The sequence below is a fragment of the Bradyrhizobium sp. ISRA430 genome, from assembly GCF_029909975.1.
Taxonomy (GTDB): Bacteria; Pseudomonadota; Alphaproteobacteria; order Rhizobiales; family Xanthobacteraceae; genus Bradyrhizobium.
Map to the genome: position 1 here is coordinate 571718 of NZ_CP094516.1, position 21523 is coordinate 593240.

26 protein-coding genes are annotated in these 21523 nt (G+C 64.5%); 13 read left to right on the forward strand and 13 right to left on the reverse strand.

The annotated features are described in order from the left end of the window. Window positions 1–3: 3 nt before the first annotated feature. Entirely contained in the window at window positions 4–1044 is a 1041-nt protein-coding gene (locus tag MTX21_RS03075) for a phenylacetaldoxime dehydratase family protein (protein WP_280970462.1), read from the forward strand. A 3-nt stretch (window positions 1045–1047) separates the two neighbouring features. Here MTX21_RS03075 and MTX21_RS03080 read toward each other — a convergent pair whose 3' ends face one another. Together MTX21_RS03080 and MTX21_RS03085 are read right to left on the reverse strand one after the other, a co-directional pair. Beyond that, complete coding sequence (locus MTX21_RS03080) at window positions 1048–1686, reverse strand: HAD family hydrolase (RefSeq protein WP_280970463.1); 639 nt, start codon at window positions 1684–1686, stop codon at window positions 1048–1050. A 69-nt stretch (window positions 1687–1755) separates the two neighbouring features. Next, window positions 1756–2775 carry a TRAP transporter substrate-binding protein gene (locus tag MTX21_RS03085; protein ID WP_348637474.1) on the reverse strand — a complete coding sequence of 340 codons (1020 nt, stop codon included), beginning with the start codon at window positions 2773–2775 and terminating at the stop codon, window positions 1756–1758. Between the two features lie 160 nt (window positions 2776–2935). Between MTX21_RS03085 and MTX21_RS03090 the strand changes: the two genes are divergently transcribed. From MTX21_RS03090 to tsaA, 4 genes are all read left to right on the forward strand, one after another. Next, window positions 2936–3913 (forward strand): lytic transglycosylase domain-containing protein, encoded by a 978-nt coding sequence (locus MTX21_RS03090; protein WP_280970465.1) that lies wholly within the window; start codon window positions 2936–2938, stop codon window positions 3911–3913. 235 nt (window positions 3914–4148) lie between these two features. Further along, window positions 4149–4889, forward strand: a complete 741-nt coding sequence (locus tag MTX21_RS03095) for an AzlC family ABC transporter permease (RefSeq protein WP_280970956.1) — start codon at window positions 4149–4151, stop codon at window positions 4887–4889. Then, entirely contained in the window at window positions 4886–5236 is a 351-nt protein-coding gene (locus MTX21_RS03100; protein WP_280970466.1) for an AzlD domain-containing protein, read from the forward strand. The genes MTX21_RS03095 and MTX21_RS03100 overlap by 4 nt, the downstream gene beginning before the upstream one ends. A gap of 29 nt (window positions 5237–5265) precedes the next feature. Beyond that, window positions 5266–5757, forward strand: a complete 492-nt coding sequence (tsaA, locus tag MTX21_RS03105) for a tRNA (N6-threonylcarbamoyladenosine(37)-N6)-methyltransferase TrmO (RefSeq protein WP_280970467.1) — start codon at window positions 5266–5268, stop codon at window positions 5755–5757. Between the two features lie 117 nt (window positions 5758–5874). On the opposite strand, the gene MTX21_RS03110 is transcribed toward tsaA, so the two are convergent. From MTX21_RS03110 to MTX21_RS03125, 4 genes are all read right to left on the reverse strand, one after another. Then, window positions 5875–6303 (reverse strand): HIT family protein, encoded by a 429-nt coding sequence (locus tag MTX21_RS03110; protein WP_280970468.1) that lies wholly within the window; start codon window positions 6301–6303, stop codon window positions 5875–5877. 50 nt (window positions 6304–6353) lie between these two features. Next, on the reverse strand, window positions 6354–7595 hold the full coding sequence (locus MTX21_RS03115) for a GNAT family N-acetyltransferase (RefSeq protein WP_280970469.1): 1242 nt from the start codon (window positions 7593–7595) through the stop codon (window positions 6354–6356). A gap of 176 nt (window positions 7596–7771) precedes the next feature. Continuing rightward, on the reverse strand, window positions 7772–8518 hold the full coding sequence (locus tag MTX21_RS03120; protein ID WP_280970470.1) for a glycerophosphodiester phosphodiesterase: 747 nt from the start codon (window positions 8516–8518) through the stop codon (window positions 7772–7774). A gap of 18 nt (window positions 8519–8536) precedes the next feature. Then, on the reverse strand, window positions 8537–9004 hold the full coding sequence (locus tag MTX21_RS03125) for a RidA family protein (RefSeq protein WP_280970471.1): 468 nt from the start codon (window positions 9002–9004) through the stop codon (window positions 8537–8539). 249 nt (window positions 9005–9253) lie between these two features. On the opposite strand from MTX21_RS03125, the gene MTX21_RS03130 reads away from it, so the two are divergent. Together MTX21_RS03130 and MTX21_RS03135 are read left to right on the forward strand one after the other, a co-directional pair. Then, window positions 9254–10099, forward strand: coding sequence for a cell envelope integrity EipB family protein (locus MTX21_RS03130; RefSeq protein ID WP_280970472.1), 846 nt, complete (start codon window positions 9254–9256; stop codon window positions 10097–10099). 180 nt (window positions 10100–10279) lie between these two features. After that, window positions 10280–10681: a RidA family protein gene (locus MTX21_RS03135; protein ID WP_280970473.1), complete on the forward strand. Its 402-nt coding sequence runs from the start codon at window positions 10280–10282 to the stop codon at window positions 10679–10681. 8 nt (window positions 10682–10689) lie between these two features. Here MTX21_RS03135 and MTX21_RS03140 read toward each other — a convergent pair whose 3' ends face one another. After that, the gene (locus MTX21_RS03140; protein ID WP_280970957.1) at window positions 10690–11091 is read right to left on the reverse strand and encodes an ACT domain-containing protein; all 402 of its coding nucleotides are present in this window, start codon (window positions 11089–11091) and stop codon (window positions 10690–10692) included. A 305-nt stretch (window positions 11092–11396) separates the two neighbouring features. Here MTX21_RS03140 and MTX21_RS03145 point away from each other — a divergent pair, with 305 nt between their 5' ends. Further along, the gene (locus MTX21_RS03145; RefSeq protein WP_198024740.1) at window positions 11397–11552 is read left to right on the forward strand and encodes a hypothetical protein; all 156 of its coding nucleotides are present in this window, start codon (window positions 11397–11399) and stop codon (window positions 11550–11552) included. Window positions 11553–11569: 17 nt separating this feature from the next. Here MTX21_RS03145 and MTX21_RS03150 read toward each other — a convergent pair whose 3' ends face one another. Together MTX21_RS03150 and MTX21_RS03155 are read right to left on the reverse strand one after the other, a co-directional pair. After that, window positions 11570–12859 (reverse strand): DNA polymerase IV, encoded by a 1290-nt coding sequence (locus tag MTX21_RS03150; protein ID WP_280970474.1) that lies wholly within the window; start codon window positions 12857–12859, stop codon window positions 11570–11572. Further along, window positions 12856–13167: a DUF3572 domain-containing protein gene (locus MTX21_RS03155; RefSeq protein WP_280970475.1), complete on the reverse strand. Its 312-nt coding sequence runs from the start codon at window positions 13165–13167 to the stop codon at window positions 12856–12858. Before MTX21_RS03155 ends, MTX21_RS03150 begins: the two co-directional genes overlap by 4 nt. Window positions 13168–13408: 241 nt before the next feature. Here MTX21_RS03155 and MTX21_RS03160 point away from each other — a divergent pair, with 241 nt between their 5' ends. Continuing rightward, complete coding sequence (locus MTX21_RS03160) at window positions 13409–13774, forward strand: response regulator (protein ID WP_280970476.1); 366 nt, start codon at window positions 13409–13411, stop codon at window positions 13772–13774. Window positions 13775–13784: 10 nt separating this feature from the next. Next, window positions 13785–15158, forward strand: a complete 1374-nt coding sequence (locus MTX21_RS03165; protein WP_280970477.1) for a PleD family two-component system response regulator — start codon at window positions 13785–13787, stop codon at window positions 15156–15158. 319 nt (window positions 15159–15477) lie between these two features. Here the strand turns inward: MTX21_RS03165 and MTX21_RS03170 are convergent, their stop codons facing one another. Then, window positions 15478–16089, reverse strand: a complete 612-nt coding sequence (locus tag MTX21_RS03170) for a TetR/AcrR family transcriptional regulator (RefSeq protein WP_280971358.1) — start codon at window positions 16087–16089, stop codon at window positions 15478–15480. A 131-nt stretch (window positions 16090–16220) separates the two neighbouring features. Between MTX21_RS03170 and MTX21_RS03175 the strand changes: the two genes are divergently transcribed. The 3 genes from MTX21_RS03175 to MTX21_RS03185 all read left to right on the forward strand — a co-directional run bounded on the left by MTX21_RS03175 (window position 16221) and on the right by MTX21_RS03185 (window position 18643). Then, entirely contained in the window at window positions 16221–17453 is a 1233-nt protein-coding gene (locus tag MTX21_RS03175; RefSeq protein ID WP_280970479.1) for an MFS transporter, read from the forward strand. A 179-nt stretch (window positions 17454–17632) separates the two neighbouring features. Then, entirely contained in the window at window positions 17633–18115 is a 483-nt protein-coding gene (locus MTX21_RS03180) for a hypothetical protein (RefSeq protein ID WP_280970480.1), read from the forward strand. A gap of 321 nt (window positions 18116–18436) precedes the next feature. After that, complete coding sequence (locus MTX21_RS03185) at window positions 18437–18643, forward strand: hypothetical protein (RefSeq protein WP_280970481.1); 207 nt, start codon at window positions 18437–18439, stop codon at window positions 18641–18643. A 248-nt stretch (window positions 18644–18891) separates the two neighbouring features. Here the strand turns inward: MTX21_RS03185 and rpmG are convergent, their stop codons facing one another. The 3 genes from rpmG to MTX21_RS03200 form a co-directional block, all read right to left on the reverse strand. After that, window positions 18892–19059 carry a 50S ribosomal protein L33 gene (gene rpmG, locus MTX21_RS03190; RefSeq protein WP_057756569.1) on the reverse strand — a complete coding sequence of 56 codons (168 nt, stop codon included), beginning with the start codon at window positions 19057–19059 and terminating at the stop codon, window positions 18892–18894. Window positions 19060–19182: 123 nt separating this feature from the next. Then, a complete protein-coding gene (locus tag MTX21_RS03195) occupies window positions 19183–20508 on the reverse strand; it encodes an LLM class flavin-dependent oxidoreductase (RefSeq protein WP_280970482.1) in 1326 nt (441 codons plus the stop codon). Window positions 20509–20749: 241 nt separating this feature from the next. Next, window positions 20750–21499, reverse strand: coding sequence for an NUDIX hydrolase (locus tag MTX21_RS03200; RefSeq protein WP_280970483.1), 750 nt, complete (start codon window positions 21497–21499; stop codon window positions 20750–20752). Window positions 21500–21523: the final 24 nt, after the last annotated feature.

Below are 21523 nucleotides of genomic sequence, written 5' to 3' on the forward strand. Positions count from 1 at the left end.
AGCATGGAATCCGCAATTCCTCCGCATCTTCAGACGGAGCGCTCGCGCCACAAGCGCGTGCCGGACGACTATCGGCCGCCGTATCCATCGTTCGTGGCGCGCTACAAGCCGAACGTTGGCCGCGTCGTGATGGCCTATTTCGGCGTGCAGTATCGCGGCGCGCCGCCGGCCGCCGCGACCGACGCGCTGGCCGAGATCGACCGGCGTTTCGTTGCGACCGATGGTCCGTCACATTGGGATCGCGCGCATTATGTCGACCAGTCCGGCTATGCCAACGTGGTCTCGGTCGCCTATTGGGACGACATCGCGCGCTTCGACGCCTGGTTTGCGCCGGCACGCGAGGCGTGGACCGGCAGCGCACGGGAAGGCATTGGCACCTTCATCGAGGTGTTGCGGCCGGCCGTGGCACGGCACGAGACGCTGTTCTCCTCACTTGGCCGGCCCGAGGGCGTCGCTGTCATCGCGGATAGCATGAGCGGCGAGGTGCAGGAGCACGCCTATTGGGGCGGCATGCGCGACCGCATTCCGCTATCGCAGACCGACGCGATGGCACCCGGCGGCGATCCAAAACTCGTCCGCGACGGTGCGCGGCTGCGCGTGATCGCAAACGACAATCTCTGCCTGATCCGGTCCGGGCAGGACTGGAGCGACACCGAGGCATCGGAGCGAAAGCTCTATCTCGATGATGTCGAGCCGGTGCTGCGCGAGGGCATGGATTTCCTGCGCGACGACGGGCTCACCATCGGCTGCTACGCCAACCGCTACATGCGCGTGCTCGGCGCCGACGGCAGGCCAAGCGAAAAGTCCTATGGCCAGAGCTGGTGGAAGAGTCTTGCCGCGCTGGAGCGCTGGGCGGAATCCCATCCGACCCACGTCCGGATCTTTGGCGCGGCGATGAAGTATCTGTCGACGCTGGGGCCGTCAGCAAAGCTGCGGCTCTATCACGAGGTCACGGTGGCCGCCGCGGATGAACAGTTCTTCGAATACCTGAACTGTCATCCCAAGACCGGCATGCTGGCGGCCGTCGAAACCGTCGGCGCGTGAGGTTTATGCGATGCAGTGACCGAGCAGCTCCGGGTGCGCGGCGCAGATGTGATGCGCGCCGGCATCCCTGAGCTCGGCCTCGCTGCCATAGCCGTAGAGCACGCCGATGGCGGTCATGCCGTTGGTCCTGGCGCCGACCACATCGTGGCTGCGGTCGCCGATCATGATCGCGCTGTTAGGATCGACCTTCGCCTCGTCGAGCGCGTAGCGCAGCAGGTCGCGCTTGTCGACCCGCGTGCCATCGAGCTCGGAGCCGAACACGCGCTCGAAATAAGGCCGCAAGCCGAAATGATCGATGATGCGGTTGGCGTAGACTGCGGGCTTGCTGGTGGCGACGAACATCCGCTGGCGTGTCGCTGCAATCCTCGCCAGAGTGTCCTTGATGCCGGAATACGCCTCGTTCTCGAACAGGCCGACTTCACTGAATCGCTCGCGGTAGAGCAGCAGCGCCCGGTCGGCGAGCTCGTCGGTTCCGGTAAGCTTCTTCAGGCTGGCATGCAGCGGCGGCCCGATGCACCAGGTCAGCTCGTCCTCGCTCGGAACAGGCTTGCCGAGTCGCTCCAGCGCATACTGGATCGAGCGGGTGATCCCCGGCTTGGGGTTGGTCAGCGTGCCGTCGAGATCGAAGTAGATGGTTTGCATCCGGGCCGAGCCTAAGTTGATGTCGCCCCGTTGCTAGTTGCATCGGCTTTCAAGTCAAGAGCCGATGCGTCATTGCTGCCGGGCCCATTCGACGATCGCTGCGGCATCCGCGCCGGCCTGGGTCTCCCAGGTGGTGATTGCGGTCGTCGCCGCCTTCCGGAGCGCCGCGATGAGGGACGGCGGCGCCGGCTCAGCGATGCGGACGCCATTGTCGCGCATGCGCGCATAGTTTTCGGAGGTGCGATGGGTGAGTAGCGCGAGCTGGCTTTGCTCGGTCTCTTCAGCCGCAGCCAGCACCTCGCGCTGAATCGGCTCGGACAGCTCAGTGAATGCATCGCTGCGGACGAAGGCGATCGAGACCGGCATCGCGTAGTTGATGGCCGTGAAGTAGGGCAGAAAATCCCAGAGCTTGCGTCCCGCGCCGCCATCGCCGGAGGTGAGGAACGCATTCAGCCGATGTTCCTTCAGACCCGCGAGCGCGGCGTCCATCGGCAGGAACTGCGCATTTGCGCCGGCCGCGCGCATGACCTCGCTGGAATTAGCATCGTAAGCCCGCAAATTCAGCTTCGGCAGGTCGTCGGCGCCTTCGAGCGAACGCTCCGACCAGAGGCCTGTTGCCGGCCAGATCGTCACATAAAGCAGTTTGAGGCCGCGCGCCGCGAGCGCCTTTTCATAGAGCGGGCGTGCCCGCAAGTTGGCGGCACGGGCGGCGTCAACCGATTGCACGAGGAAGGGCAGGGTGGAAAGACCGAGTATCGGGTCGATGCCGGAGAGCGCGCCTGCAAAGGCGTCGCCGCCGACGATCCGGCCGTCCTGCGCGGCGCGCGGCATCTCGCCCGAGCTGATCTTGAGCTCGTTGTCGAAGGCGTTGGTGACGGTCACGAAGCCGTTGGTGCGCGCGGCGACGCGGCTGGCGAATGTCGTGAGCCCGATCCCGGAAATGTTGTTCTGCGGGTATTCCGTGGTCATCCGCCAGGCAACTTGCGCGGTCGCCGGGACGACGCTGAGGACGACCCAGAGGAAGAGGGCGAGGATGGTGCGGATCCGTTTGGCGGGGAAAAGCATTGGGAGGGGCAGACCAGGGAACATTCGGCGACGTCTCTAAGCCATGTCACGATGCCACAGTTTGGCACAGTACCTTGTGGCACGCCGCGCACGCGCATGCCACAGATATGCTTGCGCTCTGTCGAGGCGGATTGCATTCTTCTCGGGCCGCTCACTCCGGCTGGCAGCTCTCGGGACCGCGCGCATGCCACCTCTCTCCGCCGCGCGCAGGCCGCTGCGCATGTTTGCCGCACTGCTCCTGTCGGCGACGCAGGCGCTGGCAGAGGATGCGTCGCCCGCAAAGACCGATGTCGCTGTCCCAAGCGTCGAGGAGCTGGCGCGGCCGCCGGAAAAGCCGGCTAGCGCGCGAGAGAGCGATACGCGGGAGTCGATCTGTCTGATCATCGAGGCCGCGGCGCGCGACGCTAACCTGCCGCTGGAATTCTTCGCCCGCGTGATCTGGCAGGAGAGCCGCTTCCAGACCGACGCGGTCGGGCCCGTGACGCGCAGCGGCGAGCGCGCGCAGGGGATCGCGCAGTTCATGCCAGGCACGGCGAGCGAGCGCGGCCTGCTCGATCCCTTCAACCCGGTCCAGGCGCTGCCGAAGTCGGCCGAGTTTCTCAACGACCTGCGCAACCAGTTCGGCAATCTTGGCCTCGCTGCCGCCGCCTACAACGCAGGTCCGCGGCGGGTGCAGGAGTGGCTTGCGGGCACCGGCGGCATGCCGGAGCAGACGCGCCACTACGTCGTCGCCATCACCGGCGCGACCGTCGAGGACTGGGCGAAAGCGGGCAGCGCCGGAAAGGGACCGCCGAGCGCGCCGCCGACAAGCTGCCGCGACCTGATGGCGCTCTTGAAGCGCGCGCCAAATCCCTTCGTCGCCGAGCTCGAGCAGCATGTGCAGCTTGCCGCCGCAAAAGTCTGGGGCGTGCAGCTTGCCGCCGGGTTTGATCGCAACAGGGCGCTGGCGATGTATTCCCGTGCGGTGACGCGCCTCAGCGCCGTGATCGGTGACCGCGATCCAAGCATTCTGAGCTCGGTGATGCGCAGTCGCGGCACGCACGCTTTCTACCAGGTGCGCATCGGCGCCGATACGCGCAGTGAGGCGGACGACCTCTGCAACCGCATCCGGAAGGCAGGCGGCGCCTGCTTCGTGCTCAAGAACCGGGGCGTGAGCGGGTAGGGGAGTCTCTCTCCGCAGTCATTCCCGGGCGCGACGAAGTCGCGAGCCCGGAATCCATTGTGCACCGATCCCAGAGGCCTAATGGATTCCGGGCTCGCGCCAAGGGGCGCGCCCCGGAATGACGGCGGTGGTGATTGTGGCCCGCGTGCATGCCAGCCCCGCCGCCCGCTTCCTTGACGCCAGCCTGCGCATTGCCCGTTATGCGGGCACGATTCCTCACCCCGGCCAAACTCCCGTGGCGCTTCCTCCGCTCGATTCTCCTCAATGGCACAGCCCCTGGCGCGCCTTTGCGTGGGGGCTGCGCTCGATCACGCAGACGATCCTCACCATCGTCCTGTTCGTGACCTATCTCGGCATCGGCGCGCTCGCCCATGACACCCATTTCAGCCTGCTCTGGGCGCTGGCTTCGACGCTGTTCGTCTGGGCGGGGCCGGCGCAGATCATTCTGATCACAACGCTCGGTTCGGGCGCGACCATCATCCAGTCGGCGATTGCGGTCACCGTCAGCGCGATCCGCCTGTTTCCGATGGTGGTCTCGGTGCTGCCGCTGATGCGCACGCCAACGACGAAACGGCGCGAGCTGATTTTCGCCGCGCATCTCACCGCCGTGACGCTCTGGGTCGAGTGCCACCGCTTCCTCCCGCAGGTGCCGCGAGAGCGGCGAATCGCCTTCGTCCACGGGCTCGGCTTCGGCTTGGTCTCGGTGTGCCTCACCGCCAATACGGTGGGCTATTTCCTCGCCGCCAACCTGACGCAAACACTGGGCGCGGCGATCCTCCTGCTCACGCCGCTGTCCTTCCTGTTCTCGACCGCGCGCAACAGCCGCGAAATCGCCGACGTCGTCGCGCTCGCGCTGGGCATCGTGCTCTATCCGTTGGCCGCGAAGATGAACAGCGGCCTCGATATCCTCGTCAGCGGTGTTGCGGCCGGCACGATTGCCTATGGCGTGCATTGGTGGCGCGAGGTGCGCGCATGAGCCTCTCCCAGCTCATCGGCGATTGGCACGCGCTCGCTGTGCTGTTCGTCGCCGGCGTTATTCCCAACCAGATATGGCGCATGCTTGGCCTGTGGTTCGGCGGCGGTATCGACGAGGGCTCCGAGCTCCTGGTCTGGGTGAGGGCGGTCGCGACCGCGATTCTCGCCGGCGTCATCGGCCAGATAGTTGTCGAGCCGCCGGGCGCGCTGACGAGCGTGCCGGACGGCTTACGCTACGGCGCAGTAGCCGCCGGCCTCGTCGTGTTCCTGTTGACCCGCCGCTCGATTTTCGCCGGCGTCGTCACCGGCGAAGTCTTCATGCTGGCCGGACAGTGGTGGCTGGGCTAAAACCCTCGCGAACAGCAAGGAACGACACAATGGTTCGCGAAAACGAACTCCGCGAGGGCGAAGTCGCCATTGAGCTGCCGCCGACGGAGGATGCCGGCCTCGTCTTCATTGGCCGAATCCGCACGCCATGGAGCTCACGGCTGGAGACGCCGCGGCAGGGCCGTCTCGACGGCCCGGTGTGCCGGCTGGAGATCTTCGAGCCGTTCGTGCCGGCGATCAAGGGCGTCGACTTCTACAGCAATCTCGAAGTGCTGTACTGGCTCGACCGCTCCCGGCGCGACATCATTCTGCAAAGCCCCAAGAACAACCAGAACACCCGCGGCACCTTTTCGCTGCGCTCGCCGGTCAGGCCCAATCCGATCGGCACCTCGATCGTGAAGCTGGTCGGCGTCGAGGGCAACACGATCCTGGTGCGCGGGCTCGACTGCATCGACAACACGCCGTTGATCGACATCAAGCCTGATCGCTGCGAGTTCACGCCGCTTGCCGCGCCGCAGCCGGGGGATTTTGAGACGGAGTGAGGGTACGCCGGCCCAACCTCGTCATTGCGAGGAGCCCTTGCGACGAAGCAATCCACAGTGTCTCCCACGGAAGATTCTGGATTGCCTCGCTTCGCTCGCAATGACGAGTGGAAAAACCTAACCCGCTTTCAGCTCCGCGATTAGCTTGGCCGCGTGCTCTTCCAGCACCTTGCCGTCTTCCTTGCGGCTCGCGGGCGGAAGCAGCGCTACACCGTCGTGACGCGGCATCACGTGCATGTGCAGGTGAAACACTACCTGACCGCCGGCGGGCTCGTTGAACTGTTGCACCGTGATGCCGTCGGCCTCGAACGCCTTCATCGCGGCGGCCGCGATCTTGTGCGTGGCGCGGGCAACATGGGCGTAGTCGTCCGGGTTGATGTCGAGAATGTTGCGGGCAGGGGCTTTTGGGATGACGAGCGTATGGCCGGGCGAGCGCGGCATGATGTCGAGGAAAGCGAGCACGTGCTCGTTCTCATAGACCTTGTAACACGGGAATTCGCCGCGCAGGATTTTCGCGAAGATATTATTGGGATCGTAAGCGGTCATACGGCTGCTCCTGAAGTTGCGGCCTTACTGTCATCACCTCGGAGAAGCCGTCAAGGCGCCTCGTCCGCGTCCTTCCGGAACGGCCCGAGCTCGGCGAGCTCGCGGCCGGCTTCAGCGACATAGGCGCGCTCGCGCTTGAGATAGTCGTCGATGGCGCGGCGGAGGCCGGGATCGGCGATGAAGTGGGCGGAATGGGTCGTCCGCGGCAGGTAGCCGCGCGCGATCTTGTGCTCGCCCTGCGCGCCGGCCTCGACATGCGTGAGGCCGTGTTTGATCGCGAAATCGATGGCCTGATAGTAGCAGACCTCGAAATGCAGGAACGGATGATGCTCGACTGCTCCCCAGTTGCGGCCGAACAGCGTGTCCGCGCCGATGAAGTTGATCGCGCCCGCGATCCAGCGGTGATTGCGCCGGGCCATCACCAGCAGCACGTCGTCGCTCATAGTCTCGCCGATCAGCGAGAAGAATTCACGCGTCAGGTACGGCCGGCCCCATTTGCGCGAACCGGTCTCCATGTAGAACGCGAAGAACGCGTCCCAGGCATCCTCGGTGATCTCATTGCCCCTAAGCCAGTGGATGCTGACGCCGGCGGCGAGCGCATCGCGCCGCTCGCGCTTGATCGATTTGCGGTGGCGGGAGTTCAGCGTGCTGAGGAAATCATCGAACGTCGCGAACCCCTGGTTGTGCCAATGGAACTGCTGGTCGGTCCGCTGTAGGAAGCCGTGGCTTGCGAGCAGCTTCCACTCGGCCTCGCGCGCGAAGGTGACGTGCACCGAGGAGGCTTTGCTGACGCCGCACAGCGCCACCAGCCCGCTCGCCAGCGCCTCCGCAATGCGGCCGCGATCGACGCCGTCCCGGATCAGGAGCCGCGGTCCGGTCGCCGGCGTGAAGGGAACCGAAACCTGCAGCTTCGGATAATAGCGCCCGCCGGCGCGCTCATAGGCATCCGCCCAGCCGCGGTCGAAGACATACTCGCCCTGCGAATGCGATTTCAGATAGCAGGGCACGACGCCGGCGACGCGACCGTCGATCTTGGCCACGAGATGCCGCGGTCCCCAGCCGGTGCGCGGGGTCGCCGAACCCGAATTCTCAACGGCGGAGAAAAACGCGTGTGAGACGAACGGGTTATAGGTGGGTTTTGAGAGAGCAGCGGAATCGCCTGAGAGCCCGGATGAGGTTCCCGGGCCAGACCCATTGCATCTCCCGCCCGGGTTGGCGCATGCGTCCCAGTCCTCCGGCGAGATTTCGCCAATGGATGGTACGGCCTCAAGCGTGATTTCGGATGATGCCATCGCGTGTCTTGAAAATCCCAAGCCCAAGATCGTGCATCGCAGCAGCGACTTCAAGGGGGCGGGAACTCGAGGGCTGCGAATGCAATGTCTCGCTATTCGCGCAGCCCCAACCAAGCGTCGTCCTGGCTGAAAGCCAGGACCGACTTTGGGGAGGCGCTCGCAATGGCAACGGGCCCTTACGGCACGAACCCCTCAAAGATCATCTGATCCGCATATTGCCCGGCGCGCGCGCGCTGTTCGGGCGTGCGCACGGTCCAGCCGAGCAGGGCGCAGCCGAACACATTTCGCGCGATCCAGGGCGCGGGCGCGGGGAGGTGGTCGACCTTGAAGGCGACGAAATGCGGCTGGGTCTGAATGCCGTGGCGCAGATACAGCATGCTGTCGCGCTGCCCTTGCGTCAGGTAAGCCCAATACTCGTCCTCATAGGTCCGCTGCGCGACGATGCCGCGCGGGCGCGAGGGCAACAGCTCGCGCAGCGCCAGTACCTGGTCGGGATCGAAGGACATGCCGACGGCCGGACCGTCATAGGACGACAGCACCTCTGCCATCCGCTTCACCAGCTTGCGGTCACCGGCAAAATGGCTCTTCACCTCGATCACCAGCGGCGCGCGGCCGGCGACGAGGGCGCAGAGATCGGCCAGCGACATCATCCGCTCGGACGTGTCCTTGAATGCGACGGCCTTCAGTTCCGCCGCGGTCTTCTTGATCAGCTCGCCGGTGGCCTCGGTGAGACGGCCGAGCGCATGGTCGTGATGCACCATGGCTTCGCCGTCGGCGCTGAGCTGGATATCGACCTCGATGGCGAAATTGCCCGCGATCGCCGCCTGCACCGCGCCCGGCATGTTCTCGACGACGCCGCGCGAGATGTCATGCAGGCCGCGATGCGCGACCGGCCGCGCTGTCAGCCAATCCGGGGCTCGCACGCTGCTTGCTCCCTTACGTCAGGCGACCTCGAACAGGCCTTCGACCTCGACCGCCGCATCGGCAGGCAGGGAGGCGACGCCGACGGTGGTGCGGGCGTGGCGGCCCTTGTCACCGAACGCCGCGACCATCAGATCGGAGGCGCCGTTCAAAACCTTCGGTCCGTCGACGAAATCCGGCGCCGAGTTGATGAAGCCGCCGATGCGCACCACGCGCACAACCTTGTCGAGGTCGCCGAGGGCAGCCTTGACCTGGGCAAGCAGGTTGATGGCGCAGCCGCGCGCGGCCGCCGCGCCCTGTTCGATCGTCACGCCGGCGCCGAGCTTGCCCTTGGCGATCAGCTTGCCGGCGGGGTCGAAGCAGACCTGGCCGGAGACGAACAGCAGGTTGCCGCTGCGCACAAACGGCACGTAGTTGGCCACGGGGGTGGGGGCCTCATGCAGCTTGATGCCCTGTTCCGCCAGTTTCTGTTCGACCGTGCCAGCCATGTTCGACCTCAATGTCCAAGTCCGAGAATTCATCCGCCCCGACGCTCTTGGCTTGCGGCCGGGCCGGGCCTGTTTCGCCCATTGCGCAGCCACATGCAAGCAAGCCGACGGGGCGGGTGGGCGATGCATTTTGTTGAGGCAGACCAGGAGGTTCAAGGCGAGGGCGCAACTTTACGTGAAACGGCCGCAGTTGCGACGCAATGGGACGGTCATTAAGCTGTCGAATCTGTATTTCCCCAGGGAATAGACATGGTGCACCTTTTCCGGACTTCGCTCGGTGTGATGGCGCTCGTGGCGGCCGCTTTCGGTCAGAGCAGCGGGGCACACGCCGCCGGCGGTTCATTCCTCGCGCACCAGGCGCTCTATGATCTGAGCCTCGTCAAATCGCGCTCGAACTCGGTCAACAGCGCGCGCGGCCGCATCCTCTACAATTTCACCGGCAATTCCTGCGAGGGCTACACCTCCGAGTTCCGTCAGGTCTCCGAGCTCGATAGCGGCGAGGGCAAGGTAACCCTCAGCGATCTCCGCTCCAATTCCTGGGAGGATTCGGCCGGCAAGAGCTACCACTTCAAGATCGAGACGCGGATGAACGAGACCGAGGCCAGCAGGGTCGACGGTTCTGCGGAGCGCGATGGCGACCATATCAACGTCAAGCTGAAGCTGCCGGCGCCGAAGAGTTTTACCCTCGACGGCAAGATCGTGTTCCCGACCGAGCAGATCCAGCGCATCATCGCCGCTGCCAAGGACGGCAAGTCGCTGCTCGAGCTGTCCGTCTATGACGGCTCCGACGACGGCCAGAAGGTCTACAACACGCTGACCGTCATCGGTCAGCCGATCCCCGCCGACCGCGTCACATCGTCCGACCCGTCGACCACGGACGAGCACATGAAATCGCTCAAGCGCTGGCCGGTCACCGTGAGCTATTTCGACCGCGACGTTCAGCAGAAGGAAGGCGAGCAGACGCCGGTCTATGCGATGTCGTTCGAACTCTACGAGAACGGCGTCTCCCGCCAGCTCGTGCTCGACTACAACGATTTTGTGATTTCCGGCGCGCTCGGCAAGTTCGATGTGAAGGACAGCAAGCCGTGTAATTGACGGCTTCAGCGTCCGCTCTTCCACCGTCATTGCGAGCGCAGCGAAGCAATCCAGAATGCCACCCCGGACAGATTCCTGGATTGCTTCGCTGCGCTCGCAATGACGAATCCGATGGGCTAGCCCTCCGCACCATCACCCGCTACGCTCCCTCCCAACCACAAACCTCCGGGAGGCAGCACCATGCCCAAGCTCGACCATCTCCGTCCCAGCGGCCTGCATCACAATCCGGCTTATTCCCACGTCGTCACGGCCTCCGGCGCGCGCACCATCTACATTTCCGGACAGGTCTCGGTTGACGAGGAGGGGCGCGTGGTCGGTGAGGGCGATCTCGCCGCGCAGACCACGCAGGTGATGCAGAATCTCGGCCTGGCGCTGAAGGCGGCCGGCGCGAGCTACGCCAACATCGTCAAGATCACGACCTTCGTCGTGAACTACAAGCCGGAGCTGCGTCCCATCATCGGCAAGGCCCGCTCGGTGTTCTTCGAAGGCATGGAGCCGCCCGCCAGCACTCTCGTCGGCGTCTCCGCACTCGCCGCGCCGGAATGGATGATCGAGATCGAGGCGGTGGCGGTTGCGGATTGAATCTCAGACTACACGTGCTTCGACATCGCTTGCAGGACTGCCAAAGCTTCATCGGCCCTGTCGGTAGGCACGAACAGATGGTCGTGATAGAAGGCCGAAACCGCATTCACGCTGATGCCGGCTTCGGCCAGACAAGCAGTCATCGCCGCCAGGAACCCCACCGCGTCCAGTGCGGAATGAGCAGTCAAGGTGATCAGGCGCGAGGCGAACGCGTAGCGTAGTCCTGCGGCTTCGGCCTCTTCACGCCGGATCACGAGCGTGGTTCCTTCGCGCTCGCGGAACGTCAGCAGTGGATTGAGCGCCGCCGGAATGCTCTCGTTTGGCGGAATCGTGCAAAACACGAACGTGCCCGGCTGCATCTCCGGCTTCATGTCCCTCAGCAGCGCGTTGAGATCGCGTTCGCCTGTCATGGTTGTCAGCCTTTCACGAAATTCCGGCGGCAGGCCGTTCGAGCGCACCATGTTTCCCAATTTCGTCCTGGCGAAAGCCAGGACAACACCGAGGGTGTGGTCGATGGCCTCGTGCACAACAAGCGCGTAGGACGAGGGTGCACCTTGCGAAACCCATCAGCGCCGCAACTGACAGAGTCCTCGCCAACATACCTTTGTATATCTCTTCTATTCCTTCTCATACGATGCTCTTACGCTTGTACAATTGAGCGACGGCGGGCGATTCTTTCATTCTGAGCCCACTCGGGTCAGTGCGAGGAGGCTCAATGAACGTGATCATTCGACAGCTCAACGGCTTGTGGCACCTCATCGTCGGGTCTTGCCAGATCCGAACTCCGTTCCTGGCGACCCAGGACCGGCATCTGGTCGTTCAGTATGCCCGCCGCGTCTATCCGGGCGCCAGGATCTTCGAACACGACTGACTTCAGCCGGGCTAAAGTCACTCCTGCGCCTTCTCGGGCCCGTCATACGCGATGCCGCGGATCACCGCGGCGTTGCCGAATTTCTTGCGCAAGCCGTCGATCGCGCGCTCGGCGTGCGCGGCGCGGCGGTCGAGCATATCGGTATCGTCGGCGGCCGAGCCGGTGCGCAGTGCGCTGACGCCGGCCCCCATCAGGCGGAACGCGGTGCCGTCGATCTCCTTGGCCAGCATCTCGCGGCAGATTGCGAAGATCTTTGCGGCGAGCTGCGTCGGCCCCGCGATCGACTGCGAGCGCGTGCGCTGGCGGAAATCGGCGGTCTTCAGCTTCAGCGTGACGGTGGTGCCGGCAAGCTCGCTGCCCTTCAGGCGCGACGACGTCTTCTCGCAGAGCCGCCACAGGATCCGCTCAAGCGTGGCGAAATCGCGGATGTCGGTCTCGAACGTGGTCTCGCTGGAGATCGTCTTGGCGCCGCGGTCCGGCTCGACGCGGCGGTCGTCGATGCCGCGCGCAAGCCGCCACAGCCTGCGGCCCTCGCTCGGAAACTGCCGCATCAGCTCGATCTCGTCCGCCTTCTGCAGATCGGCGATGTTGCGGAAGCCGCGCTGCGTCAGCCGCTCCTGGGTGGCCGGTCCAACGCCGAAGATGAAGCCCACCGGCTTCTCCGCCAGCATGATCCGCGCTTCGTCCCGGTCGAGCGCGGCAAAGCCGCGCGGCTTGTCGAGGTCGGAGGCGATCTTCGCCAGGAACTTGTTGCAGGACAGGCCGACCGAAACCGTGATGCCGATATCGCGCTCGACGTCCCGGGCGAAGCGCGCCAGAACCTTGGCCGGAACCATGCCGTGAACCCGCTCGGTGCCGGAGAGGTCGAGGAAGGCTTCGTCGATCGAGAGCGGCTCGACCAGCGGCGTCAGCGCCTGCATGGCCTGGCGTACCTCGCGGCCGACGCGGACATATTTGGCCATGTCGGGGCGGATCACGGTCGCATGCGGGCAGGCCTCCAGCGCCTTGAACATCGGCATGGCCGAGCGGACGCCAAAGGTGCGCGCGATGTAGCAGGCGGCTGACACCACGCCGCGCTTTCCCCCGCCAATGATGACGGGCTTGTCGGCGATCTCAGGATTGTCGCGCTTCTCCACCGTCGCGTAGAAGGCGTCGCAGTCGATATGGGCGATCGTCAGCGTCGAAAGCGCGCGGTGGCGGACCAGGCGAGGGGAACCGCAAGTCCCACAGCGCCGCGCGCCCATGTCCAGATCGGCCAGACAATCCCGGCAGAAGCAGCGGGGCCCGGCCGCCTCTAGGCTGCTCACGGCACGTCGCGCTCCCAGGACCGGTCGCCGAGCGCATCGCCCAGCACCTGCCGCGCTGCGGCAATATTGGTCGGATGCAGTTCCGAGGCGGCCGCGAAGGCCTTCACAGTCGCATCATCGCGCAGCACGAAATCGAGCACGCTGAGGAGGAAATTCGGGTCCGAGGCGGCGCTGCGGAGCGTCTCCGGGCCGACGCCTGTCTCGGCCAGGAACAGGCCCAGCCGCTCAGGCTCGCCCGCCACGAAAGAGAGCGCTTGAATTGCAACGATTTCAGCCACTTCGCGTGGGTTTTGAACTGGCTTTTTCAATGGCCCGATTTGCCTTTCCGTTAACTTTCGGTCTCTAATTTGGAATCATCATGCCCGAGTCTCGTGCCTGAGTCTTGCGACCCCAGACAAGCAACTGGAAACCACATCGCAGAAAGTCGGCCCTCGGGTTTAACGAAACTAGAGCGAATCTGGGGCTAGTTTGATTCCAGTTTTTGAAGCGCCGATGAGAGGCGCCTGAGGCGTCATATGTATCGGTCTCCTTGCCAATCGGGAGGACGGGATGGCTAAGACCGTCCTGATCGTGGAAGACAACGAGCTCAACATGAAGCTCTTCCGCGACCTGTTGGAGGCGCACGGCTACCAGACGTCGGGCACCAGCAACGGGTACGAGGCGCTCGATCTCGTTCGCAAGATGCGGCCCGACCTCGTGCTCATGGACATCCAGTTGCCGCAGGTGTCGGGCCTGGAGGTGACGCGCTGGATCAAGGACGATCCGGAGCTGCGCACCATTCCCGTCGTCGCGGTCACGGCCTTCGCGATGAAGGGCGATGAAGAACGCATCCGCGAGGGCGGCTGCGAAGCCTATTTGTCCAAGCCGATCGCTGTCGGCAAATTCATCGAGACGGTCCGGCGTTTCATCGGGTAGGGAGTGAATTGTGTCCGCGCGTATCCTGGTCGTCGATGACGTCCCTGCCAACGTCAAATTGTTGGAGGCCCGCCTCTCTGCCGAATATTTCGACGTGATGACCGCCGCGAACGGCGCCGAGGCGCTGGCGATCTGTCGCCGCGCCGAGTGCGACATCATCCTGCTCGACGTGATGATGCCCGACATGGACGGTTTCGAGGTCTGCCGCCGGATCAAGACCGATCCGGCCACCCATCACATCCCGGTCGTCATGGTGACGGCGCTCGACAGCCCCGCCGACCGCATCCGCGGGCTGGAAGCCGGCGCCGACGATTTCCTCACAAAACCCGTCTCCGACGTCGTGCTGATCGCGCGCGTGCGCTCGCTGACGCGGCTGAAGATGATGACGGACGAGCTGCGCATGCGTGCCATCACCTCGCTCGAGATCGGCGTGCAGGCGCCTGAGCGTAGCGCGGTGGCCGACACCGGCAAGGGCGGCCGCATCCTGCTGGTCGACGACCGGCAGTCCTCCTATGAGCGGCTGGCGACGCTGCTCGCCGCCGAGCACACCGTCGATGTCGAACCCAGCCCGACGGAAGCGCTGTTCCATGCGGCCGAAGGCAATTACGACTTGCTGATCGTCTCGCTCGATCTCAATAATTTCGATGGCCTGCGGCTATGCAGCCAGGCGCGCTCGCTGGAGCGCACGCGGCACGTGCCGATCCTCGCGATTGCGGATGCCGATAACTCGACGCGGCTGCTCCGTGGCCTCGAGATCGGCGTCAACGACTATTTGTTGCGCCCCGTAGACAAGAACGAGCTCTTGGCACGGGTGCGCACCCAGATCCGCCGCCGCCGCTACACCGATCACTTGCGCGACAACGTGCAGAACTCGATCGAGATGGCGATCACCGATGCGCTCACGGGCCTGCATAATCGCCGCTACATGGAGAGCCATCTGGCGACGCTCGCCGAGCAGGCCTCGACCCGCGGCAAGCCGCTCGCGCTGATGATCCTGGACATCGACTATTTCAAGTCGATCAACGACAATTACGGCCACGATGCCGGCGACGACGTGCTGCGCGAGTTCGCCGTGCGCGTGCGCAAATCGATCCGCGGCATCGATCTCGCCTGCCGCTACGGTGGCGAGGAGTTCGTCATCGTTATGCCCGAGACCGATCTCCACGTCGCCGGCATGGTCGCCGAGCGCCTGCGCCGCTCGATCGCGGGCGAGCCGTTCGCGATCCACAAGGGCACCAAGCGCATCGAGGTCACGATCTCGATCGGGCTGACCACGCTGGAGAAGAAAGGCGAGGTGGTCGCCGATGTCCTCAAGCGCGCCGACACCGCGCTCTACCGCGCCAAGCACGACGGCCGCAACCGCGTGGTGTCGCAGGCGGCGTGAGGCGGGGCGGCACAAAAAAGTGCGAAAACAACCCCATGCACAGTAGCCGACGCTAGTCGGATCAATGGCTTATGCGGGCAGCCAGCCGTTTGACACGTCGGGCAAAACACCGGCATTTTGCTATCATCGCGCATTGGTTCCGACGCCGTAGCTCCGGGGAGGGGTGTGGTGCGAAGCTCTTTCCACAAGCTCCGCTGTCATTCCCCGCGTAGGCGGGGAATCCAGTACGCCGCGGCTTCTCCGTATCCCACGACGGTCTCTGGAATACTGGATCACCCGCTTTCGCGGGTGATGACACCGCACGATTCGGTAACAGCCGCTACGATCGCGCCGGCTTGCGTCCCTGCACGGCACGCTTCGCTGCATCATCCCCCACATCCACCCCTGCATTGCGCAGCAGCACCTTCGCAGCCTCCTTCGCGGCGCGCGCCATCGCAGGATCATCGCGCACGAGATCCTGCGCGATCGAGCCGTCGACCAGCAGTACGAGCTGGGTCGCCAGTGCCTCCGCATCCGCGACGCCGAGCTCGTTCAGCCGGTTGCGAAACCAGACGCGGCGGCTTTCCTTGAAGGCGACTGCGATCTTCTTCACCGCGCGGTCTTGGGCGCCGAGTTCTGCCACCGCATTCACGAACGGACAGCCGCGAAAATCCTTGGCCGCAAAGCGCCGCTCCAGCGCATCGAAGGTGGCGAGGATCTGCTCGGCCGGTGGCTTGTCGGACGGACGCGGCTGCACGAAGCGGCGCTCCAGATAGGCCGCGATCAGCGCGTCCTTGGACGGGAAGTGGTTGTAGAGCGTGCGCTTGGAGATGCCGACCTCGGCCGCGATGGTGTCGACGCCGATGGCGCGAATGCCTTGCAGATAGAACAGCTTGTCGGCGGTCTCGAGAATCCGCTCCTTCATCGTCTGTTGCTTGGGCGGGGGAGCCATGCGGCGGTGAACGTCCTCTTCGCTTGACAGCACCTGCCTTCTTATAGCCTAAGTACACAGATCTGTGTAACCAAAATCAACGGGAATCTCAGACGACGGCACTCGCGCCGCGCCCATGAGGGAGAACAAAAATGCCCCTGTTGCAGGTCCTGCGTCCGACGTTGCCCATCCTGATCGGCGCCTCGATCATGCTCACGCTGAGCATGGGGCTGCGGCAGAGCCTCGGCATCTTCCTGCAACCGCTGACGCATGACATCCAGATCTCGGTGTCGGATTTCACGCTTGCGCTGGCCGTGCAAAATCTCGCCTGGGGCTTTCTCCAGCCGCTCGCCGGCGCGCTCACAGTGCGCTACGGCTTCCGTCCGATCATGATCGCGGGCGCGCTGATGTACATTGCGGGCCTCGCCTTGATGGCGGGCGCGGGCGGCCTCGTCAGCGTGATGATCGGCGGCGGCGTGCTGATTGGAACGTCGCTGGCCTGCACCGCGGCCGCAATCGCGATGTCGGTCGCGGCGCGTGCGGTGCCCGAAACGGTACGTTCGACCGTGCTCGGCATCGTCTCCGGCGCGGGCTCGCTCGGTGCGCTGTTGTCGGCGCCGATCGGGCAGGTGCTCAACGAGGGCTTTGGCTGGCGCATCGGGCTCGCCGGATTCGTCGTCATGTCGGTGCTGATGATTCCCGCCGCCTGGTATGCCGGCCGCATCGACAGGATTCCGCTGCCGAAGCCCGCCGCCGACGACATCGGCGATGCTTCCGCCGCGACGGCAGCGAGGGCAGCGTTCGGCAATGCCTCGTTCGTGGTGATGACTTGCGCCTATCTCGTCTGCGGCATGCAACTCGTGTTTCTCACCACGCACTTGCCGTCCTACCTCGCGATCTGCGGTCTCGATCCGATGCTGAGCGCGCAGACGCTCGGCATGATCGGTGGCTTCAACGTGCTGGGGTCGCTGTTCTTCGGTTGGGCCGGCCAGCGCTGGAACAAGTTGGCGCTGCTGGGGGCGATCTACATCCTGCGCTCGCTCGCGCTCGCCTCGTATTTCATGCTGCCCGCGACGTCAGCCTCGACGCTGCTGTTCGGTGCGATCATGGGCTTCCTGTGGATGGGCGTCGGCCCGCTGGTCGCAGGCGCTGTCGCCGAGATGTTCGGCCTGCGCTGGCAGGCGATGATCCAGGGCCTTGCCTTCATGAGCCACCAGATCGGCAGCTTCCTCGGTGCCTACGGGGGCGGGGTGCTGTACGACGCACTCGGCTCCTACACCATGGCCTGGCGCATCGGCGTGGCGCTGGGCCTGGCCGGCGGTATCGTGCAGGTCGCGTTCGCACTGACCCGGCCGTCGCAGCCGCCGGTGTTGAAGGTGGCGTAGGCTGGCGTGCTCTCATGAGCGTCCGCTTAGAGTTTACAGCGGACGCAGCGCTGCTTGTCCGCGCCACTGCCTGCCGCGCGTCGTCGCGATATCTCCCGTCATGCAACTATTTAACCATCCGTTAACCATAACTATTCATGATAGTGCTCGGGTATGTGTTCGCGACGAGCTTAAACTGCATGACGCAGCGTGGTTCCAGAGCGCTAGTTGGAGGGGATGAGGACGTCCTGAGCTTTCCCTCAGCGCTGGCGCCAGACAAGGGAGCAACAGCCCTCGGTCTGGTATATCAAGCGGCCGATGTGTTCCGCGATATGGAGAAGCGCGCCCGCGAGACCGAAGCCCGTGCGCAATCGCTTTGCACGAACGCCTTAGAACGATTGCGGCTGGCCGAAGCGCGCGCGGAGGCCGCCGAGCGGGCACAGCGTGAACTCACCGTTACCGCCGAACGCAAGCTGCAAGATGCTTGCCGAGCGCTGGAGCAAGCCCAGTGCTGCATTGAAGCTCAGAAGGATAAGTTGACGGCCGTAGAGCTTCGCGCCGAGGTTGCGGAAGCCGAAGCGCGACAAGCCAAGGAAGCACTCGCGCTCGTTGAAGAGGCCATTCGCAAGCGTCTGCTTTGCGCAAACCCGCATGCCGACGGCAGGTTGGCAGCGGTAGCCTGATCGATTGCGGACTGCAATGGCTCACTGTGTTCTACCGCGCGCGCAGGCGCCGCACGGGCGAACTCACCCCTGCTGTGAGCCTGGCGGTAGCCGCCTCCTTTAGCATTTGAAATCGGGTGGGATGGGGAGCGACTCCAATAGGGTCCAGTGCGGCCTGAGGCTCATTTTGCTTGCGGGACCAAACGCGCTTGACCCGCGCACCAATTCACGCGACGGAGCCACACGATAACTAATTGTTAACCATGTTGGGCTATCTGGAGAACTGGGCATTCGGGGCGCGTGTGCTGGCTTGGTGCCAGCCGGTAGTGTAGGCGTGGACCCATGGCCCTTGACCCAGAAGAGCTCGTCACCCTGACAGATCACGGCTCGATGAAACTGCGCGCGGCAGTATTGCGCGCGATGACGTTGCTTCCCAAGGAACGCAAGCGGACGACAATCGTCCGCGAGGGTGAACCAGCGATCCTCAATTTCGAGCAGATCAAGAAGCTTGCGGCGCAGTGGGACACACGACTCGTGCCAATCGACTGACTAGTTTAGCTGTACTGGTCTCAATCGGGAGGTGCATCGCCTCCAACCCGTGCACGGCCGCACGACCCCACCATTGCAGTCGGAGAAGACACGGTCGGGGCCCATATCTCCGCATCGCGCTGTGTTGCTTTCTGGGTCCCGGCTCAGCGGTGCAGCGTTACACGCTGCGCCGCGTCCGGGACACGAGAGAGGTAAAATAAAAACGGGGCCCGAGAGGGCCCCGCAAAAGTCTTCAGCGTACCGCGATCTTACTTGATCTTGGCTTCCTTGAATTCGACGTGCTTGCGCGCCACCGGATCGTACTTCTTCTTGACCAGCTTGTCGGTCATGGTGCGCGAATTCTTCTTGGCGACGTAATAGAAGCCGGTGTCAGCCGAGGACACGAGCTTGACCTTGATGGTGACCGCTTTGGCCATGTTCAGGACCTCTGAAAATATGGGAATCTGGAGCCGGCCAAACGGCCCGCGTTGGTCGGCAACCTAGCCAGAAACCGTCTGATGTCAAGGTTTAGGGGCGGAAAACCGCTCAATTCGGCCGGATCAGGCCTCGAAGAAGCGGCTTTTCGGCCGCGGCAGGCCCAGATTCTCCCTCAAAGTGGCCCCTTCGTACTCTTTCCGGAAAATCCCGCGCCGTTGCAGCTCCGGGACGACCTTGTCGACGAAATCGTCGAGGCCTGCAGGCAGGAATGGGAACATGATGTTGAATCCGTCCGAGCCACGTCCCACCAGCCATTCCTCCATCTGATCGGCGATGGTTTTGGCGGTGCCGACGAAGGAGAGCCCGCCATAGCCGCCGACGCGCTGGGCGAGCTGGCGCACGGTCAGCTTGTCGCGGGCGGCGAGATCGACCAGCCGCTGCCGGCCGCTCTTGCTGGCGTTGGTCTCTGGGATTTCCGGCAGCGGCCCGTCGGGATCGAAGCCGGATGCGTCGGTGCCGAGGATGACGGAGAGCGATGCGATGGCGCTGTCGTAGTGCACGCGGCTGTCGAGGAGGGCACGCTTCTCCTTGGCCTCGTCGACGCTGTCGCCGACCACGACGAAGGCGCCGGGCAGGATCTTCAGGTGCTCGGGATCGCGGCCGATCTTCTCCATGCGGCCCTTGATGTCGGCATAGAGCTTTTGCCCGTCGGCGAGGCTGCCGCCGCCGGTGAACACCGCTTCCGCCGTTTCGGCTGCGAGCTGCTTGCCATCCTCCGAGGCGCCGGCCTGTACGATCACCGGCCAGCCCTGCACGGGGCGGGCGATGTTGAGCGGGCCGCGCACCTTCAGATACTTGCCGTTGTGGTCGAGCACATGCATCTTCGAGGGCTCGAAGAACAGGCCCTCTTCGACATCGCGCACGAAGGCATCGTCGGCGAAGGAGTCCCACAGGCCGGTGACGACATCGTAGAACTCGCGGGCGCGCTTGTAGCGCTCGGCGTGCTCCATGTGATCATCGAGGCCGAAATTCAGTGCCGCGTCGGGGTTCGACGTGGTGACGATGTTCCACCCCGCACGGCCGCCGCTGATGTGGTCGAGCGAGGCGAAGCGGCGCGCAACGTGATAGGGCTCGTCGAACGTCGTCGAGCCCGTCGCGATCAGGCCGATCCGCTCGGTCACGGCCGACAGCGCCGACAGCAGCGTGAACGGCTCGAACGACGTCACGGTGTGGCTGCGCTTCAGCGCATTGATCGGCATGTTCAGCACGGCGAGGTGATCGGCCATGAAGAAGGCGTCGAACTTGCCGGCCTCGAGCTTCCTGATCAGCGTCTTGATGTGGCCGAAATTGAAATTGGCGTCCGGCCACGCCCCTGGATAACGCCAGGCGCCGGTGTGGATGCTGATCGGGCGCATGAACGCGCCAAGCTTGAGTTGCCGTTGTGCCATCGCGCCGTGTCCGTTCTGGGTGTCGGTCGATATGACATAGGTGCGCTCGGGAACTCCGCCATCGTCGGAGCCGGGAAGATTATTTTGTTTTTCGATGCACTCTCAGCACGTCATTCCGGGGCGCGTTCGCGGCGAGCCCGGAATCCATCGTGCAGCGGGTTGTCGAGGCATGGATTCCGGGCTCGCGCCAAGGGGCGCGCCCCGGAATGACGGGAGTAGGAAGCTCTCCAGTGAGAGCTGATCAGCCCAAGATGTCCTTGTGCATCTTGCCGCCATAGAAATGGAAGAACGGCACCGGCGCGTCGTGGCGAAGCGGGCCGGTGGCGAGGCGGGTGTCGAGCTCGTTGAGTACGTTGCGCGTCATCGGATGCAGGTCGGCGAGCGGCTGTGAGCCGAGCTCGACCCATACCAGCTCGACGAGCTCCGCATCCGCATGCACCACGCCCTCGACGCGGTGGGCGATCGCCGAGGCATCCGCGGTGAAGAAGCGGGTATCGAAGCGCTTGACGCGGCCGGGCGGGGTGATGGCGCGCGCGATCAGGAACAGTCCGGACGGGTCAGGCAAGAGCCCTGCGTCCGCGAACGGCTTCCACGGCCCCTCGAGCTTCGGCGCCTTGCCCTCGGCCCTGCGCCCGAGACAGAGGCCGGTCTCCTCGCACGCCTCGCGGATCGCGGCAATTGCGAGCGATTTTGCGCGCGAGGCGGGCGTCTTCGGGCTGCCTTTGGCGAGATTGGCTTCCAGCTCGGCGGTGACTGGTGCCGCACATGGCACGCGATAATCGGCCTTGTCGACGCGCCCGCCGGGGAAGACGAACTTGCCGGGCATGAACACGACGTTGTCGTGGCGCTTGCCGACCAGGACCTTTGGGATGGTGCCGCTGCGATCGACCAGGATCAGCGTCGCGGCATCCTTGGGACGGAAATAAGGATGATGATCAGGCTCCTTCTCGTCGTGAACCTTCGCTTTCTCCGCCTGCGCCGTATCCGTCATTTCCTCACCCAACTGCTTTGCGTC